The 15,264-nt window shown below is 65.8% G+C and carries 15 protein-coding genes; 4 read left to right on the top strand and 11 right to left on the bottom strand.

Going from position 1 to position 15,264, the window contains the following annotated elements; genetic code table 11:
- Positions 1 to 38: 38 nt before the first annotated feature.
- Complete coding sequence (locus ACIBAI_RS04495; protein ID WP_399030913.1) at positions 39 to 707, top strand: ester cyclase; 669 nt, start codon at positions 39 to 41, stop codon at positions 705 to 707.
- Between the two features lie 748 nt (positions 708 to 1,455).
- Here the strand turns inward: ACIBAI_RS04495 and ACIBAI_RS04490 are convergent.
- Genes ACIBAI_RS04490 through ACIBAI_RS04480 form a run of 3 tightly spaced genes read right to left on the bottom strand, consistent with a single transcriptional unit; the run spans position 1,456 to position 4,338 of the window.
- Complete coding sequence (locus tag ACIBAI_RS04490; RefSeq protein WP_399030912.1) at positions 1,456 to 2,025, bottom strand: hypothetical protein; 570 nt, start codon at positions 2,023 to 2,025, stop codon at positions 1,456 to 1,458.
- Between the two features lie 30 nt (positions 2,026 to 2,055).
- Entirely contained in the window at positions 2,056 to 3,864 is a 1,809-nt protein-coding gene (locus tag ACIBAI_RS04485; protein ID WP_399030911.1) for an alpha/beta hydrolase, read from the bottom strand.
- A gap of 9 nt (positions 3,865 to 3,873) precedes the next feature.
- On the bottom strand, positions 3,874 to 4,338 hold the full coding sequence (locus ACIBAI_RS04480) for a hypothetical protein (RefSeq protein WP_399030910.1): 465 nt from the start codon (positions 4,336 to 4,338) through the stop codon (positions 3,874 to 3,876).
- A 982-nt stretch (positions 4,339 to 5,320) separates the two neighbouring features.
- Between ACIBAI_RS04480 and ACIBAI_RS04475 the strand changes: the two genes are divergently transcribed.
- Complete coding sequence (locus ACIBAI_RS04475) at positions 5,321 to 5,665, top strand: ester cyclase (RefSeq protein ID WP_399030909.1); 345 nt, start codon at positions 5,321 to 5,323, stop codon at positions 5,663 to 5,665.
- Between the two features lie 367 nt (positions 5,666 to 6,032).
- Here ACIBAI_RS04475 and ACIBAI_RS04470 read toward each other — a convergent pair whose 3' ends face one another.
- From ACIBAI_RS04470 to ACIBAI_RS04455, 4 genes are all read right to left on the bottom strand, one after another.
- Entirely contained in the window at positions 6,033 to 6,602 is a 570-nt protein-coding gene (locus ACIBAI_RS04470) for a multiprotein-bridging factor 1 family protein (RefSeq protein ID WP_399030908.1), read from the bottom strand.
- A gap of 223 nt (positions 6,603 to 6,825) precedes the next feature.
- Positions 6,826 to 7,287, bottom strand: a complete 462-nt coding sequence (locus ACIBAI_RS04465) for a hypothetical protein (RefSeq protein WP_399030907.1) — start codon at positions 7,285 to 7,287, stop codon at positions 6,826 to 6,828.
- Positions 7,288 to 7,426: 139 nt separating this feature from the next.
- A complete protein-coding gene (locus ACIBAI_RS04460; protein ID WP_399031367.1) occupies positions 7,427 to 7,945 on the bottom strand; it encodes an alpha/beta hydrolase in 519 nt (172 codons plus the stop codon).
- Between the two features lie 176 nt (positions 7,946 to 8,121).
- Positions 8,122 to 8,730, bottom strand: a complete 609-nt coding sequence (locus ACIBAI_RS04455; protein WP_399030906.1) for a hypothetical protein — start codon at positions 8,728 to 8,730, stop codon at positions 8,122 to 8,124.
- 161 nt (positions 8,731 to 8,891) lie between these two features.
- On the opposite strand from ACIBAI_RS04455, the gene ACIBAI_RS04450 reads away from it, so the two are divergent.
- Entirely contained in the window at positions 8,892 to 9,056 is a 165-nt protein-coding gene (locus ACIBAI_RS04450) for a hypothetical protein (protein WP_399030905.1), read from the top strand.
- 340 nt (positions 9,057 to 9,396) lie between these two features.
- On the opposite strand, the gene ACIBAI_RS04445 is transcribed toward ACIBAI_RS04450, so the two are convergent.
- Together ACIBAI_RS04445 and ACIBAI_RS04440 are read right to left on the bottom strand one after the other, a co-directional pair.
- Positions 9,397 to 9,987 carry a hypothetical protein gene (locus tag ACIBAI_RS04445; protein ID WP_399030904.1) on the bottom strand — a complete coding sequence of 197 codons (591 nt, stop codon included), beginning with the start codon at positions 9,985 to 9,987 and terminating at the stop codon, positions 9,397 to 9,399.
- Positions 9,988 to 10,125: 138 nt separating this feature from the next.
- Positions 10,126 to 10,686 carry a hypothetical protein gene (locus ACIBAI_RS04440; RefSeq protein ID WP_399030903.1) on the bottom strand — a complete coding sequence of 187 codons (561 nt, stop codon included), beginning with the start codon at positions 10,684 to 10,686 and terminating at the stop codon, positions 10,126 to 10,128.
- 1,084 nt (positions 10,687 to 11,770) lie between these two features.
- Here ACIBAI_RS04440 and ACIBAI_RS04435 point away from each other — a divergent pair.
- Complete coding sequence (locus tag ACIBAI_RS04435) at positions 11,771 to 12,193, top strand: hypothetical protein (protein WP_399030902.1); 423 nt, start codon at positions 11,771 to 11,773, stop codon at positions 12,191 to 12,193.
- A gap of 600 nt (positions 12,194 to 12,793) precedes the next feature.
- On the opposite strand, the gene ACIBAI_RS04430 is transcribed toward ACIBAI_RS04435, so the two are convergent.
- Both ACIBAI_RS04430 and ACIBAI_RS04425 read right to left on the bottom strand, forming a co-directional pair.
- Positions 12,794 to 13,333, bottom strand: coding sequence for a hypothetical protein (locus ACIBAI_RS04430; RefSeq protein ID WP_399030901.1), 540 nt, complete (start codon positions 13,331 to 13,333; stop codon positions 12,794 to 12,796).
- An 86-nt stretch (positions 13,334 to 13,419) separates the two neighbouring features.
- On the bottom strand, positions 13,420 to 15,255 hold the full coding sequence (locus ACIBAI_RS04425; RefSeq protein ID WP_399030900.1) for an alpha/beta hydrolase: 1,836 nt from the start codon (positions 15,253 to 15,255) through the stop codon (positions 13,420 to 13,422).
- Positions 15,256 to 15,264: the final 9 nt, after the last annotated feature.

Genomic DNA, 15,264 nt, shown 5'->3' with positions numbered 1-15,264 from the left:
GGAGGCGGCGGCGTCACGGCCCTCGTACAGCTCATCGAGTGCCGGACCGACCGGTTCGACGAGACGAACCGGCTGACGGACACCTGGGTCGAGCGGACCAGGGGGAAGCGGACGGCGACGCACGCGGTGCTCGGCAAGGACCGCTCGGACACGTCGCACATCGTCGGGATCGTGGAGTTCCCCTCGTACGAGGAGGCGATGCGCAACTCCGACCTGCCGGAGACCGACCGGGTCCTCCGGGAGACGGTCGCGCTCCGCGACGAGATGCCGACGTTCACCGATCTGGAGGTGGTGCGCGACGAGCAGCCCAACCAGGCGCCGGCGCGGGCGTTCTCCGGGGCGACGGGGCGGATCGGACCGGAGCGGCTGCCCGAGTTCTGCACGGGCGACCACGTCGACCACGCCCCGCCCACCCCGGAAGCGTCCGGGGACTCGCCGCCTCCGCCGAGCAGTACGGCGACCGGCGGGCGGCGTTCGGCTCCCCCTTCCGCGTCGACGACCGGATCGGCGAGGGCGACCAGATGTGCACGCCCTGGACGCGGACGGCGCGGCACGAGGGCGCCTTCCCCGGCGTTCCGCCGACCGGCCAGGACGTGAGCACGACCGGCTCGACCCGGCACCACTACCGGGACGGAAAGATCTGCGAGGGCTGGTGGCACCACGACCGGGCGGGACTGAGGGAACAGCTGGGAGCATCCGGCGGCTGAGCCCGCCGGCTCCGGCCACCAGGCCTGTTCTTGCGCTCGCCGTTCGGGGACAGGCCTTCCGGACACCCCTGCCGACCGGATCGGACCGATTGCCGGAAACACCAACACGGGTAAGCCGTTCGAGAGGGCGGGCCGGGTCGGCGAGTGGGAGATACCGGACGGGCCCGTTCCGGCAGGACACGGGACGAAGGAAGAGCCAGTGACATGCACAGGGGCGGCCAGCCGATCGTCCCTGCGTCACCGCGTCGGCCGCGCGGCCGTTCGCACGAACGCGGCCCGCGCACCTCCTCGACGCGGCCCGTGCCCTCATCGACGCCTGCACCGGTCTTTACCTGGTCCTGCGTCACGTCCCCCGCGCCACGCACACAGAGCCGACGCACCTCACTGCGCGCCGGCCGGCCGCCGGACACCCGCCCACCGCCGCCCGTCCGCCACGCACATCCCACGGAGCCTCCCACCTGTCGCCCCGACGGCTCCGGCGCCACCTGCTCCGCGAGGCAGCGCCGGGTCGGCGACGACGCCCGCACCGGAAACAGCCGTGCCGCCCGAGTCGATCCGGACCGCACCGCATACGTGCCCTTCCCTGCCCATTCGCCGGACAGGCATCCGCGAGCGCGCGGACGGCCGAATGCAGCCGGTGCTGCTCCGGCCGGTGAGCGACATGATCTGCGAAAATTCGTCTCCCCCAAGCCCGAGGGCACGAACCCGTCACAGCAACTTAAAATGACACGGGCAGGGTCACGAGATGCTAGAAGCGCTCAACCTTTTTGCCGTCCGGAACTTTGTAACAACCGGAGACGATATCCAGACTCAACATCGGCGGGTCATCCTTCGCCATCTCGACAATTTTTACACTGACTTTCTTCTCGTCATTGTCGGCGACCAGGTTGATGTTCCTGTTTTTACTGGTGTCCGGCCCGTACGAGACAATCTTCCATCCACGTTTCGGAAGTTCCGCCTTGAGTCGCTCCATCACTGCGCCGAGGTCGCTCACCGATGCGGGTTGAAAACTCCAGGGGTGGAAGATGCGAAAGTACGTCTCCCTGTCCTTGTCTGAACAGTCCATGACTCCTGCGCGACTGTCCGATGCCTTCCCCTTGACGCCGATCAGGTTGTAGAGGTCGCTGGACACCTCTTCCACCGCATCTGCGGCATCATACGAAGTGCTCGTACCGGCGAATGGGACTTCGCTGGAGTCGTTATCTGTCATGCTGCATCCGGTAAAACTTGCAAGGGCGAGGGACATGATGAACACTATAGTGCTCATTTTTTTCTTCACGTCAGGGGCCTTTGTTCGGATGGACAGTGAGCTGGCCATCACGTCTTTCCTTCTCGGACACCAGCGCTCCTATTTCACGTGCTCCCAAGGATCGGGCGATGACTTCAGCTGCACGCTATTGCCCCTCCCGATGACGACCAAGGCTTGGTTCAGCAGACTCTGCGAGGGATTACCCGGGGAGTCCTCGTCCCAGTAGCCGCTGTGCCCCTGGGTGTCCGTGGTCATCTGGTTAGCGCCGAATTTCGGATCGCTGGGAATGACGAAACCGTCTCCGCCGTGGCCCCAGCGGCCGATGTCCGGAACCACGTCTCCGTCTGCTTCCTCATTCCATACATGCCCCTCGGGCACGTCCATCTCATCCGCGCCCGACACCTTGACACCGGGACTACCCGCAAAGATGACGTCGTCGGTGTTGAGACGCCCCGTCTGGGCCGCAGCACCGACAACGGTCGTTCCGTACGAGTGACCGATCACGGTGCGGTGGGGTTCCGAATCACCGGAATGCGAGGTTTCGAGTCCGTCCAGGAATCGGTTGAGTTCCGGTGCGCCATCGTACGCGTAGTGTTCGAACGGTGCGTCCTTGACAACCCCGTCAGGCGCTTCGTAGCCAAGCCAGGTGATCGTGGATACAAGCCTCCCGCCAGCCCTCGCGTCGGCTGCGCGCCACACGTTCTCCATCCGGTTGATATTGCCCCCAATGTTTTCCAGGTCCGACGTGGTTCCCGGAACATAGACAGCCTGGTGATCCGCGGTGTCCGGATTTCCGTTGGCGATGATCGCCCGGCCGTCTCCTTCGGGGCTGAATCCCAGCAGGTACGCCTCGGGCAGTCCCCGTTTTCCGGTCGCGTCGAAACGCTCCTGGATGCTCTGCATACCCTTGAGGGACTTGGTGAGGTGTTCGTACCGGTCCCCGTACTGCCGATGCCACTCCATCCATTCGTCGGTGTGCACCTTGGACGGATACGGACCCGCGGTGATCCATGTCCACTCGTTGGCGGGCGGCTTCGGGATCGAGTTCAGTTCCGTCTGGTATCGGCCTCGCGTCTCGGCGAACACGATGCGATTGGCCTCGTCCCGGACCGTGGAAGGCAGTCCGTCGAGCGCGCCCACGACACCAGGCCGCATGGAGATCCACGCGGCTTGCTGCTCCGCGTCAAGGCTTTTCCACCATGCCGCGTTGTCCTTCGGGCTACCGTCCCTCGGCGGCTGCGGCAACGAGCCGAGGTATTCCTTGCCCGCGGCCTGCACGCCCCGCGTGTCCGAGGCTGCGTCGGCCCAGTCCCGGTCGGAGACGGTCAGGTCGTCGTCTGCCTTCAGGGCCCGCAGCTTAGGGGCCCATTTCCCGTCGGCTTCCGTGGCCTCCTTGAGAGCGTCGGCGATACGGTCGGCGAGTTCCTGCGCACGTCGGTAGTTGGGGTTGGGATCGAAGTTGGCCGCCTGGCGGGCCAATGCCGAGGCCGTAGGGTCGGTCAGGCCTCCTGCCGTGCCGCCTTCGGGGAGTTTGCCGTCGGTCTTCTCACCGCCCGCCGGGTAGGTGATCGAACCGTCGGAGTTCACGGTGAACTTGGCGACCTGCGCTTCCTCGACCGCTGCCTCGAGTTTCTTCTTGGCCGCCTCGATGTCGTGGAAGAACCCGTTGAGCGCGGTGCTGATCAGGCCGCACTCCACCTGTGTGTAGTGGAAGTTCTCCGCCAGGTCCCGCAGTTGTCCCAGCGCCTCGTCCGCCGCGTCCCCCTCCAGGGCTTCCGGCATGGCCTTGGTGATCTGGGTCTCGATCCGGTCCTTGGCCGCGCCGGCCATGTCGCTCATCGCGCGGTATCCGTCCGCCGCGTCCGAGAACGTCGACGGCTTGAGCGCCTTCAGGGTGGCGTAATCCACGGTTGCCGGTCACCGGCCCTTCGGCTGACCGCCGGCAGCGGGCGTGTCCCGATATTCGGCCTTCAGCTTCGCGATCTCGTCCCTGATCGCTTCGTCGGTCTTGAGCAGATCGCTGCCCACCTTCTCCATGATCCCGGCCAGCTTCCCGCAGCGGCCGCTCACACGCTTGACGTAGCGCTCCCAGGAGCCGTAGACCTCCCGCTGCGCGGCGGTGGTCAGGCACCCGGCGCCGTCGGTGAGGCCCTTCTGGCCGTCCTCCAGCTTCGTCATCGCCTTGCCGATGTCCTCCTGGAGGGAACCGACGCCCTGCCCGGCCCTGTTCCACGCGGACTTGCTGGACCTGAGTCTGCCGGAATTACCGCTACCGCCCCCGCCCGCGGCTCCCTGGCCCGACGTCACCGAGTTGAGCCGCGTATCCGCCGACTGCCGCTCCGCTGCCGCAGCCTTCAGCCGCTCCCACTCATCCCAGGCCATCCGCTCGGGCCCTCCCCGTGTACCGCCAACCGTTTTCCCGTACGCGGACGTCAACTGCCGCTGTGCTCGGGCGAGCTGACGACAACCGGTCCGCCCGTAGTCACGTACCGTACCGGGAGTGATCACGGCTCACGTCCGTGGCGGCCACCAAAGTGATTGAGTATCCGTACTCATGCGCTGGGATCGCACTTTGGTCCACACCGTGACGAACATCCCGGCCGTCGCCGGCCGAGTCTTCACAGAAGCCCCGTAGGCGCGATTCACCTGGTCACCACCCTGACCGGATGGGATTTTCGGGGTATGACCACCGCTTCACCGCCGCCTCCCTCGCCTTCCGCTTCGTCGCCACCCAACGCGGCGCCCGCCTGACCCGGCGGCCGGCCGGGTCCTGCATGGGTGACCGGGGCCGGCCTACGGCACCCCGGCCCGCGACACCGTGGGACCGGTCGAGGACCAACCGGCCGCGCATGCCATCACCTACAGGCACGTGCCCGGCCGGGGCGCCTGGCTGCGGCCGGGCAAGAACGACGAGGAGGACAGCCGCCTCGAGGTGGGCGTCGAGGTGAACAACGTGCGCGGGGAGCGGCTGCCCGTTCCCCGCGCCGAACGGGCAGCTGCTCGCGGACGGCGCACGCGGCCTCGCCCTGATGGCGGTGTCGGCCGAGGAGCGGGGCGTGGCCGAACGGCCCGGCGCCCCGGGGAGGACCGTACGGGTCACGGCGACCGTCGGTCCGGCCGCGTCCTCCCCCTTCCGGGCAGGGCCATGGCCGGGGTCGCCGTCCGGCACCGCTCTCCGGTCCCGGCCGTCCCGGAAGGCGGCCGGATGGGGGACGAAGTTCGCGGAAGTCCTCCCCCAGCGGCTCGCGCAGGCCGTTCTCGCCGTCCGGTCGGCGAACCCGGAGGGTGCGCGGGTGCTATTCGCCGAGCCCGTGCGGCTGCTGGTGCGCGGCGGTGGCCTGCGCGACCCGGTCCCGGACCGGAGTTGCTGTCCGAGTTCTGCACGGGCGACCACGTCGACCACGACCCCGCCCACCCCGGAGGCGTCCGGGGACTCGCCGCCTCCGCCGAGCAGTACGGCGACCGGCGGGCGGCGTTCGGCTTCTCCTTCCGCGTCGACGGCCAGACCGGCGAGAGCGACCAGGCGTGCACGCGCTGGACGCGGACGGCGCGGCACAAGGGCGCCTTCCCCGGCGTTCCGCCGACCGGCCAGGACGTGCGCACGACCGGCTCGACCCGGCACCACTTCCGGGACGGGAAAATCTGCGAGGGCTGGTGGCACCACGACCGGGCGGGACCGAGGGAACAGCTGGGAGCATCCGGCGGCTGAGCCCGCCGGCTCCGGCCACGGCCACAGGGCCCGTTCCCGTGCCTGTCGTCCGAAGACCTCCTCATCCGGGAGCTTCCTCATCCGTGAACGGGCCTTTCGCGTGCCCTCGGCTGGTCGTCGAAGGTTCCGGCACAGGCGGATCGTCGCGGCGCCGGACCGGGCCGGCGAGTGGAAAGTGCTGAACGCCCTGATCCTGAAAGGACACAGGACAGAAGAACGGAAGAAGAGCAAATGACATGCGCGAGGGGTGGCCCGGCGAGCGGCCCTCCCTGCGGCATTCGTCCTGTCGACCGCGCGTGGCCGTCTGCACGAACGCGGCCCACGGATCCATTCCGACACGGGTGATCGCATTGCCCGGGCGCTGGAGTCACGGACGTACCGGTATCCGCCGCCTCGACGCAGTCACCGGCATCGCCCGCGCACGATGCTTCGCCCACAGGAGTTCTTCGACCACGTGATCGATGGAGGCGTGCAGCTCAACCGCCTCCGCCTCCAACTGCACGTATCGCCGGAGGAACGAGGGACACTGAACCCTCGCCGCCTCGCCCTGCATCGCCACCAGCGCACCCCACGCCCCGACCACCCGGTCCACGGCGTCGATCAGCTCGGGTATCGGGATCCGGCGGCCCTGCTCCACCGCCGCGATGTGCGCCTCGCCATGCCCGACCCGCTCTCCCAGCTGCGCCGGCGTGAGCCCGGCCGCCTCCCTCAACAACTTCTGGCGATCGAACCCGCGCAGAAACGTGCCGTTCGGGTCCGCTCCTGGACCACCCGTACCCGCGTCCGCCCCAGCCCGCCTTTTCGCCGCTGCTGCGACCACTGCCCGTGAGCACAGAGCAGGACTTCGGTACGCCAACAGTGCCGGCTCCAGGCCGAGTTGTTCCCTGCGGGTGGGCAGCCCGGCGCCAAGCTTTTTCCGCTCGATGCGCACATGCATCACACGATGCTGTTATTCACAAGCCACGTGACTACCGCAGCAGGCCCAAGGAGACCCCACCCGAAGCCGCCCACCCCTGCCCCGCCGGACAACGGCAAGGAGACGTATCGACCGCAGGAGGAAGCCTGGCAGGAATCAAAGCAGGAGGGGAGGCTTACCACAACAGGAAGAGTGCGGACTCGCCAATAGCAACCCGAAGCGACACGAGCAGGATGAAGGGACGCTAGAAGCGCTCGACCCTTTTACCTTCCGGGACCTTGTAGCAACCGGAGACGACGTTCAGACTCAACTTCGGCGGGTCGTTCTTCGCCATCTTGACGATCTTTATACTGGCTTTCTTCATGTCATTGACTGCGACCAGGTTGATGTTCTTGTTCTTACTGGTGTCAGGCCCGTACGAGACGACCTCCCATCCACGCTTCGGCAATTCTTCCTTGAGTCGCCTCATCGCCACATCGAGATCGCTCGCCGACGCGGGGTAAAAACTCCAGAAGTGGAAGATTCGGAAATAAGTTTCCCTGTCCTTGTCCGAGCAGTCCATGACTCCCGCACGACTGCTGGACGCCTTCCCTTCGACACCGATCAGGTCATAGACGCCACTGGACAGCTCCTCGATCGCGTCGGCGGCTTCACTTGAAGTGCTCGTACCAGAGAACGGAACACCATCAGAATCGTTGCCATTCACGCTGCATCCGGTAATGACAGTAAGAACAAAGGGTACGACTAGTGCGAGAGCGCACAATCTAATATTCACGTCAGCGAGCCTCGTATCGTCGAATTAAATTACAAGGCGGTTATCGCAACACTCCCGGCACACCGTCTTCCTATTTCACGTGCACCCAGGGATCAGGCCTCGGCTTCAGAGGTACTTCGCCACCCTTTCCGACGATCACCAGGGCCTGGTTCAACAGACTCTGAGAGGGGCCAGCCTGGGAGTCCTTGTCCCAGTAGCCGCTGTGCCCATGGGTGTCCGTGGTCGTCTCATTGGCACCGAACTCCGGATCGCTGGGAATCACAAAGCCGTTCCCTCCGTGTCCCCAGCGGCCAATGTCCGGAACGACGTCTCCATCAGCCTCTTCGTTCCACACATGCCCCTCGGGCACATCCAGCTCGTTTGCACGGGACACCTTGACACCCGGAATACCCGCGAAAATGACGTCGTCGGCATTGAGGCGTCCCGTCTGAGCCGCAGCGCCGACAACGGTCGTTCCGTACGAGTGGCCGATCACGGTGCGGTGTGGTTCCGATTCACCGGAACGTGATGTTTCGAGTCCGTCCAGGAACTGGTTGAGTGCCGGCGCACCGTCGTATGCGTAGTGTTCGTACGGCGCATCCTTGAGAATTTCACAGGTGTGTCGTATTTCTGCAAGCCGAGCCGCCCCATCTCACCATGCGTTGGCCGGTCGCCGGACACCGGCCTATCACGCCATCCGTACGCACATCCTGCGCGCCCTCCTCCCTTCGCCTTGCTCAGGCGATCGGGCGGGCGCACCGCGCCGGGAGTCCCTCCCGAGGGTCGTCATCGACCGGTCCACGCCGTCGGTGAAGCGGAGGAGATCGAGGTGGCCGACGACCAGAAGTCGGAGCGGACGTTGGGGCGGGGGATCGGATACTCATAGGCCGGGCCGTTGGGCGAAGCGGTGGGAGCGGCCACATCGGAGGGCCTCACACAGGGCGTGGTCGCTTCGAAGAAGACCTGCCTCTCGGCGCCAGCCGTCAAAGCGATCCCGAAACCGTCGGACGACCGAGCGTAAATCGCCGGAAATTTTTTATCCTTGTTGACCGACTTGATCCGGTAGCCGTTCTTTTCCCAGGACCGCTGAACCAGCCACAAAAGGTTCCCCATCCGCTCCTCGGAAACAATGGTCATGACGACGCGGCGTCGCGAGACATCACATTTCCCCGTCGTCGATGCCCCGTGCGTCCAACGGACGCTCGGCTTGATCGCGTCAAGCGTGGCGTCGAGCATTGAATCAGCCCGCTCCGCGGCCTGCTGCATGGTCGTGTTCATGGCGCGCTTCTCACCATTGTCCGGTGATGATCCGGTCGAGCGGTCCACCATACTGCACCCGGAGAGCGTGAAAGCAGCCGCGCACGCCAGCGTCAGAATCCTTTTGAAACCACTCATCTCCACCGCTCCGCCTCGATGCGCTCGGACTCCCGCGCCACAACCTTCGCAATGTTGTCCACGGACTCCGGGTCCCTTTCCGGGTTGAAGTGGTTCGAGTGTGCGGGTGTAGGTCCCTGACCGTCGACGAAGGGGCGTGGTCCGCCATCCGCCAGGAAGCGGTGAGCGCCGAATTCCTCACTCGCTGGGCCTTTTCCGAACCAGATGCCGTCGTCGCCTTGATCAGCGATACCCCGAAAGGGGAGAAACCAACGGCCCCCATTGAAGTCGATGACAGCGGCCGCTGCCTCCTCGAACCGTTCAGCATGGTTCACGACTTCTCGTAGTGCTGACCTCCCAGCCCCACAATGAGCATTCCCAGATTTTTGCAGTTCTATTTTTCCGTACCACAGCCGAAATTTTATCCAAGTTTCCGATAATCTCCGGAAACGCCCTCCTTTACTCGTCGACCGCCCTCGGCGGCTTCGTCCTCTACTACGGCCTGCCTGAAAGGAACCCGGACCTGAAGCGGCTCGACCCGGTGTCACCGTGCGCCAGGATCATCCCGGCGGGCCCACGCATCAAACGCGTCCGGCGGCTGCTCCACACGCGCGTCCCTCCCACTTCGCCTCGTCCGGAGCAGCGGTCGAGAATACCGCGTCAGGAGAAAGCCGCCCGAAGCCGCCATCAGCCCGCCGAAGTTTTCGGTGGAACCGAGGAGACCGGGTCGGCCGACGACCAGAAGTCCGAGCGGACGTTGGGACGGGGGATCGGGTATTCGTAGGCCGGCCCGTTGGGCGGAGTGGTGGGATCGGCCACGTCGGACGGCTTGGCGCAAGGAGTGTCCACGTCGAAGACGGCCTGGCCCGCGCCACCGATGACGAGGGAGATGCCGAACCCATCAGGCGATCGAGCAAAAATGGCGGGAAATTTCTCACTCTCATTCACGGAATTGATCCGGTACCCGCTCTTTTCCCAGAACCGCTGCACGACATCGAGGAACTCTCCTCGGCGCTCCTCGGATATGACAGTCATCACCGTGCGCGAGCGAGAGACATCACAGCTGCCCACAGAACTCCCGCCGTGAGTCCAGCGAACTGTCGGCTTGATTGCGTTCAAAGTCGCATCCAGCATTGCATCCGCACGCTCCGCCGCCTGTTGCATAGTGATGTCCGAGACCGCCCCGGGGGGTTTTCCGGACGCCTGCCCCACGATGCCGGACACCGTGCCACAGCCCACCAGCATGAAGACGCCTGACGCAGCGCTCGGAATCGCCATCCACAGTTTTCTCACCAGGGCCGCCTCAACGGGACTTCACAGGGGCTTCGGGACACCAACAAAGCAATACGTCCGGTCGTTTCATTCTCTTGCTCCGGGTTGAAGTGGCACGAGAGTGCGGACATGGTTCCCTCTCCGTCACATCCCGCTCGAGGAGGAGGACGGAACAGGCTCGGTGGACGACCAGAAGTCCGAACGGACATTCGGTGCGGGAACTTCCTGCTGCGAGTAGTCGAAACCGATGGGCGGACCGCTCGGGGCGGACACGTCGGTTTTCTCCACGCAGGGCGTGGTCACGGTGAAGTGGGCCTGGCCGTTGGTTCCAATGAGCACTTGCAACTGGAACCCGTCGTGAGTCCTGAAGTTGGTTGCCAGCCCATTCTCGCTCATGTCGACCAATTCGTATCCCTCGCTCCTCCAGTGGCGCTCCACCACATCCAAAAACGCCGTACGCCGCTGCTCCGAGATGATCGTCATGACCGTCCGGTCACGGTCCACGTAACACTCGGCCGGCACGGTGTAGGTGGGTGTCCACTGGACGGGCGGCTTGATGGCTGCGAACGTTCCGTCGAGGATGGCGTCCGCGCGGTCGGCCGCCGTTTGCATGTTCATCTTCGTATCCCGGTGGCCGGATGGGAATCCGGAGCCGGTCGGCCCGCATCCGGCGAGGAACGAGACCAGTACCGCGACTGCCACCACCCTCCCCCTCATCACGGCTTCTCCCCCTCATGAAACCGGGCTCGCCCATGATGATTTCGGCGACGGTTTTCGCTGACACCTGTACCTTTTCCCATCCGGGTTGAAGCAGTTAGCATGCGTTTCGACCCTCAGGACCGTCTTCCACCCCACTCAGATGCCAACGGATTCCGCTTTTCGCCAATCCGGGAGCAGCGGATCCGCTGGTCGATACGCACCGTACCGGGAACGATCACGGCTCACGTCCGTGACGGCCACCAAAGCGATTGAGTGCCCGTACTCATGCGCGCAGCGCGCGTCCCCGCCTCCGCCTCGGCGGGAGCCCCCGCCACGGCATCCCGGCACTCATCGGCCGAGCCTCCGCGGAATCCCGCCGTAGGCGCGGTCCACCCGGTCACAGCCCTGGCCGGGTGGGAACTTTGGGTCACGCCCCTCGTCTTCACCCCGCCTCCCCCTTCACCCTCCGTCTCGCCGCCACCCCCGCCACGCTCGTCCGGCCCGGCGTCTGGCCTCGCACCAGAGGGGCGTCCGGGGCGGTCGACGGTCCTACGGCACCCGTCCCGCGACGCCGTGGAACTGGTCGCGGCCGAGCTCGCCCGCGAACGCCGTCGCCCACGAGCGGGTGCCCGGCCGGGGCGCCGGGCTGCGGCCGGGCGGGGCGGCGGGGGCGGGGGCGTGTCCGGGTGGAGGTGAGCGATGTGTGCGGGGGGCTGCTGCCCGTCTCCCACGTCCGACGGCCGGCCGCTCGCGGACGGCGGACGCGGGCCGGCCCCGGTGGCGTCGCCGGCCGAGGGGTGGGGTGTGGCCGGACGGCCGACGCTCCCGGGGAGACGGTGCGGGTGTGGGCCGTGAGGGCCGTGGGCCGGCCTTCGGCGCCTCCCCGTCCGGCCCCGGCTGTCCCCGCGGGACGGTCGTGACCTGCTTTCCCTGCCCTGTTCCCACGGGGGCGGCTCCGGTCCGACGCCGTCCGGGCCGTATGCGGGACGGTTCCGGAGGTGCCGACGGCTGCGGAGCCGCCCGGGCCGTCCTCCGGCTGAAATCCGGCAAGGGATGGCCGGAATCCGGGGCCGGAAGGTAGACGTGGGGCATGGCAGGAAAAGTTGACAAGCCGCAGGCGACGGCGGAGCTCGAATCAGCGCTTCGCTCACTGGGCGCGGAGGACGGCACGTTCATCGAGCGCTGGGAAGGGGGCGCCTGGGTCGCGGACTGGGACGGCAGCGTCCGCGGCCACGACGTCCATCTTTTCGTCATGGGGGCCGACAACCACCCCGAGGCCGTACGGCTCATGCTGGACGACTTCACCTTCGAGAACGTGCGCACCGAACATCTGGGAGAGCTGGTCCGGAAGGTGTTCACCGGTGACGCCCGCGTCACCAGGAGCCGCTTTCCGCTGCTGCCCCGGCACCTCGTCCTGGACATCAGGGTCGGCCCGGAGACTTACTCCGCGAGCGTGAGCGGCAACTCCGTGGACGACCTGTCCTCCTGGGCCAGACGCCTGGCCGCGCCGTAGGAACGGGGGCGGCCGGCCCCGGGGACAGGGGTCGGCAAGCCCCGAGTCCGTACCGCTGTGCGGAGCGCTGTCCCGGACGCACCGGCGGACGGCGAGCACGACGAAGGGCGCGGGCCCCGGGGCCGGCCGCCGCCCCTTTCACCTTCACGCGGTCGCGCGTTGCCGTTCCCACGTATGCCACCGCCATGAGCACGGCGCCGCCCGGCCGCTCGGAGTCACGCACCGGCAGGCCGGGCGGCGTCCGCAACCCGGACGCGGCCACCGTCGTCGCCCGCGCTGTGGCTGCTCATGTATCGACTCGCCCGATGACCGGCGGGCTCGGTCCGCTCGCCTTCGCCTTCCCCTAACAGCTTTTCGGTGAGGGCCGGGTGACTCCCGGAAGCCGACGGCACCGCCCGAGCGAGGTGCTCGTATCGGCGAACGGAGCGTCGCCGGATTCGCTGTCAGCCATGCTGCGCTCGGCGAGATCCGTGCGGGCGAGGGTTGCGACGAGCACGGAAGTCCCGGCCCTGTCCTCGGATCAGGAAAAAACTTACTTCGACTCGTCCAGATGATCGGGTGAGTGGTGTCGCGTCGAGGAGCTGCCGCCAGGAATCACCATCAGTCCACCGGCGCTGTCGGTGAAGCGGAGGAGATCGGGGCGGTCGATGACCAGAAGTCGGAGTGGATGTAAGGGAGCCCCTTGGACTCCGGCGAGCCCGGCTTGAGGGGTTCTCTGGGCGCTTCGGTTACTTTCGACTCCGTGACGCAGGGGGAAGTGATTTTGAATCCAGCCTGCCCCTTGTATCCGAATTCCAGACCGACCCGGAAGCCGTCCGGCGCAGTCGCGAAAATCGCCGGCATGTCGGAACTGTTCCGAATCGACGTAATTTCGTACCCCTGCTTCTTCCAGTATCGCTCGACGACGCCAAGGAAACCACCGCGCCGCTCGGCCGAAATAATCGTCATGACATAGCGTCGACGGGTTACCGACCCGGTACCGGTCTCGTCATTCTTGAAGTCGGTGCAACTTGATTCGCTCGACGGCCCCCGCATGACCTCGACCGGCGGATCGATCGCTTCGAGAGTCGCGTCGATGATTCCCTCAGCATGGTCAGCCGCCTCCTGCATGTTCATAATTTCCTCTTTCTTCCCGCTCACTCCCGCTTCCCCGTTTCCACTGTCACCCGTGAAGCCGCATCCGGAAAGGAAAAGAGTTGACACCACGAGGGTGACAGCACGGATTTTCATCGATGTTCGTCCCAAGTCACGAGGTCCTGTCGGCCTGCGATGATGGCCGCGATGTTGGCAGCAGACACAGGGTCCCCTTCCTTGGCTGGATTGAAGTAATTGGAGTGCGCCGGGGTCAGACCTTGTCCATCGATCACCGGCATCGGCCCGTCCAACACCTTGAAGCGCCTGGCACCGAACGCCTCGCTGGCCGGGTCCTTGCCGAACCAGATGTCGTCATCACCTTGATCCGCAACCTCTCCGAAGAGATACGCAAAAGCTGGACCGCCACCGAACCCCACGCTGCCGGCCACAGCCTCCTTCTTCGATGGCAGGTGACTGACGGGATCGTTTTCGGCAGCCCCCACGAACACATGGTCCCTGCCGACCCCGAGGGCCTCCGCCTTGTCGACGCCCACGCCTGGGCTCCCGAGAAGGATGACGTCATCAGCTCCAGGGATTCCCCCCGGTTCCTGTGTTGCAGCTCCCACAAGGCGGGAACCGTATGAATGTCCGATCGCGACAAGGTGCAGGTCCTCGTGTTCGTTCGTCGCAGCGAGTCCACCCATGAACGAGTTGTAAGCCGACGCGCCCCTCTCCGCGTCATGAGCGAACATGACATCCGTGTCGGACACCAATGTGGAAAAATTCCGGGGAGCGGAAAGTTGGGGCGCGTCGTAGCCCAGCCACACGATGGATGCGCTGGACGGATTCTTTTCCCGGGCGCCGACTGCGGTGTCATAGGCGCGTTTCACATCATTCTCGGCAAATCCCGTGTCCAAGGCGGTACCAAGACCGGGAACATACGCCGCCACATTTTTCGAAATATCGGGGTTTCCGAATGCGACAATGGCCCGGCCAAGCCCTTGATCACCGATCCCCAATAGATACATAGGCGGCTCCTTCGGATCCACCAGCAGGTTCGAAGAGTTTTCCTGCAACTGCTGCTGAATGCTTTTCAGGGCACCCAGCTGATCCTTGGATTTTTCGCTTTCTTCACCTGAAAGCTTACCGATCAAAATTTCCAGGTTCTCACGATTGACCTCGTCCCGTACCACGGATGGAATACCGTCCAGGTTCCCGATGATTTCCGGAAACGCCCTCTTGTATTCGTCGCGCTCCTCGTCGCTGAGACTGTCCCACCACTCCTTGCGGTCGGCGGGCGACTTGTCCAGCGGAATGGTGTCCCGAAGGTACTCGTTCGCGGCGGAGCCGACGGCACCGATGTCGGACGCCACATTCGCCCACGTCCTGGCGTTGACCGTCAGTCCCGGCGCCGCCTTCAGCTTCCCCAGCGCCTCGCTGTACCGCTCGTCGATCTCCGTGGCCTCCCGCACGGCGTGAGCGATGCGGTCGGCGATGTCCTGGGCCTTCGCCCGGTGGGGGTTGGGGCTGCGCAGGCCGGAAATGTCCGGGCCGGGGCCGGGGGTGTACAGGCCGGTGTTGCCCTTGAGCGTTCCGCCCGGGACCTCGTCACCGGTCAGCCCGCTCTCGCCGCCGGCGGGATAGGTGACGCCGCCGTCCGCGTCCACGCTGTACGACAGCGCCTTCGCGTCCTCCAGCGCCTCCAGCAGGCGGCGCCTGGGGGCGGCGATCTCGGACGAGAAGCCGTTGAGCGCTCCGCTGACCAGGCCGCATTCCACCTGTGTGTAGTGGAAGTTCTCCGACAGCCTGGCCAGCTGCTTCAGCGCCGCGTCCGCCCCCTCGCCCTCGTTGGCCTTCTGCATGGCCTTGGTGATCTGCTGGTCGATGCGCTCCCTGGCCGCGTCGGCCATATCACTGACCGCGCGGTATCCGTCCGCCGCGTCCGCGTACTCGGATGAATCGATGGCCTTGAGTGTCTTGAGGTCCACGCTCGCGGA

This window comes from Streptomyces sp. NPDC051041, assembly GCF_044456065.1.
In the GTDB taxonomy this organism is placed as follows: domain Bacteria; phylum Actinomycetota; class Actinomycetes; order Streptomycetales; family Streptomycetaceae; genus Streptomyces; species Streptomyces glaucus.
The sequence above is the reverse complement of the archived record's forward strand: the minus strand, read 5'-3'. Positions and strand labels throughout refer to the sequence as shown.

Bases quoted from the DNA above. Each gene is read 5' to 3' on its own strand.
- ACIBAI_RS04490 (WP_399030912.1), bottom strand. From the start codon at position 2,025: ATGGCCAGCTCACTGTCCATCCGAACAAAGGCCCCTGACGTGAAGAAA.
- ACIBAI_RS04480 (WP_399030910.1), bottom strand. From the start codon at position 4,338: ATGGCCTGGGATGAGTGGGAGCGGCTGAAGGCTGCGGCAGCGGAGCGG.
- ACIBAI_RS04470 (WP_399030908.1), bottom strand. From the start codon at position 6,602: ATGCATGTGCGCATCGAGCGGAAAAAGCTTGGCGCCGGGCTGCCCACC.
- ACIBAI_RS04455 (WP_399030906.1), bottom strand. From the start codon at position 8,730: ATGAGTGGTTTCAAAAGGATTCTGACGCTGGCGTGCGCGGCTGCTTTC.
- ACIBAI_RS04445 (WP_399030904.1), bottom strand. From the start codon at position 9,987: ATGGCGATTCCGAGCGCTGCGTCAGGCGTCTTCATGCTGGTGGGCTGT.
- ACIBAI_RS04435 (WP_399030902.1), top strand. From the start codon at position 11,771: ATGGCAGGAAAAGTTGACAAGCCGCAGGCGACGGCGGAGCTCGAATCA.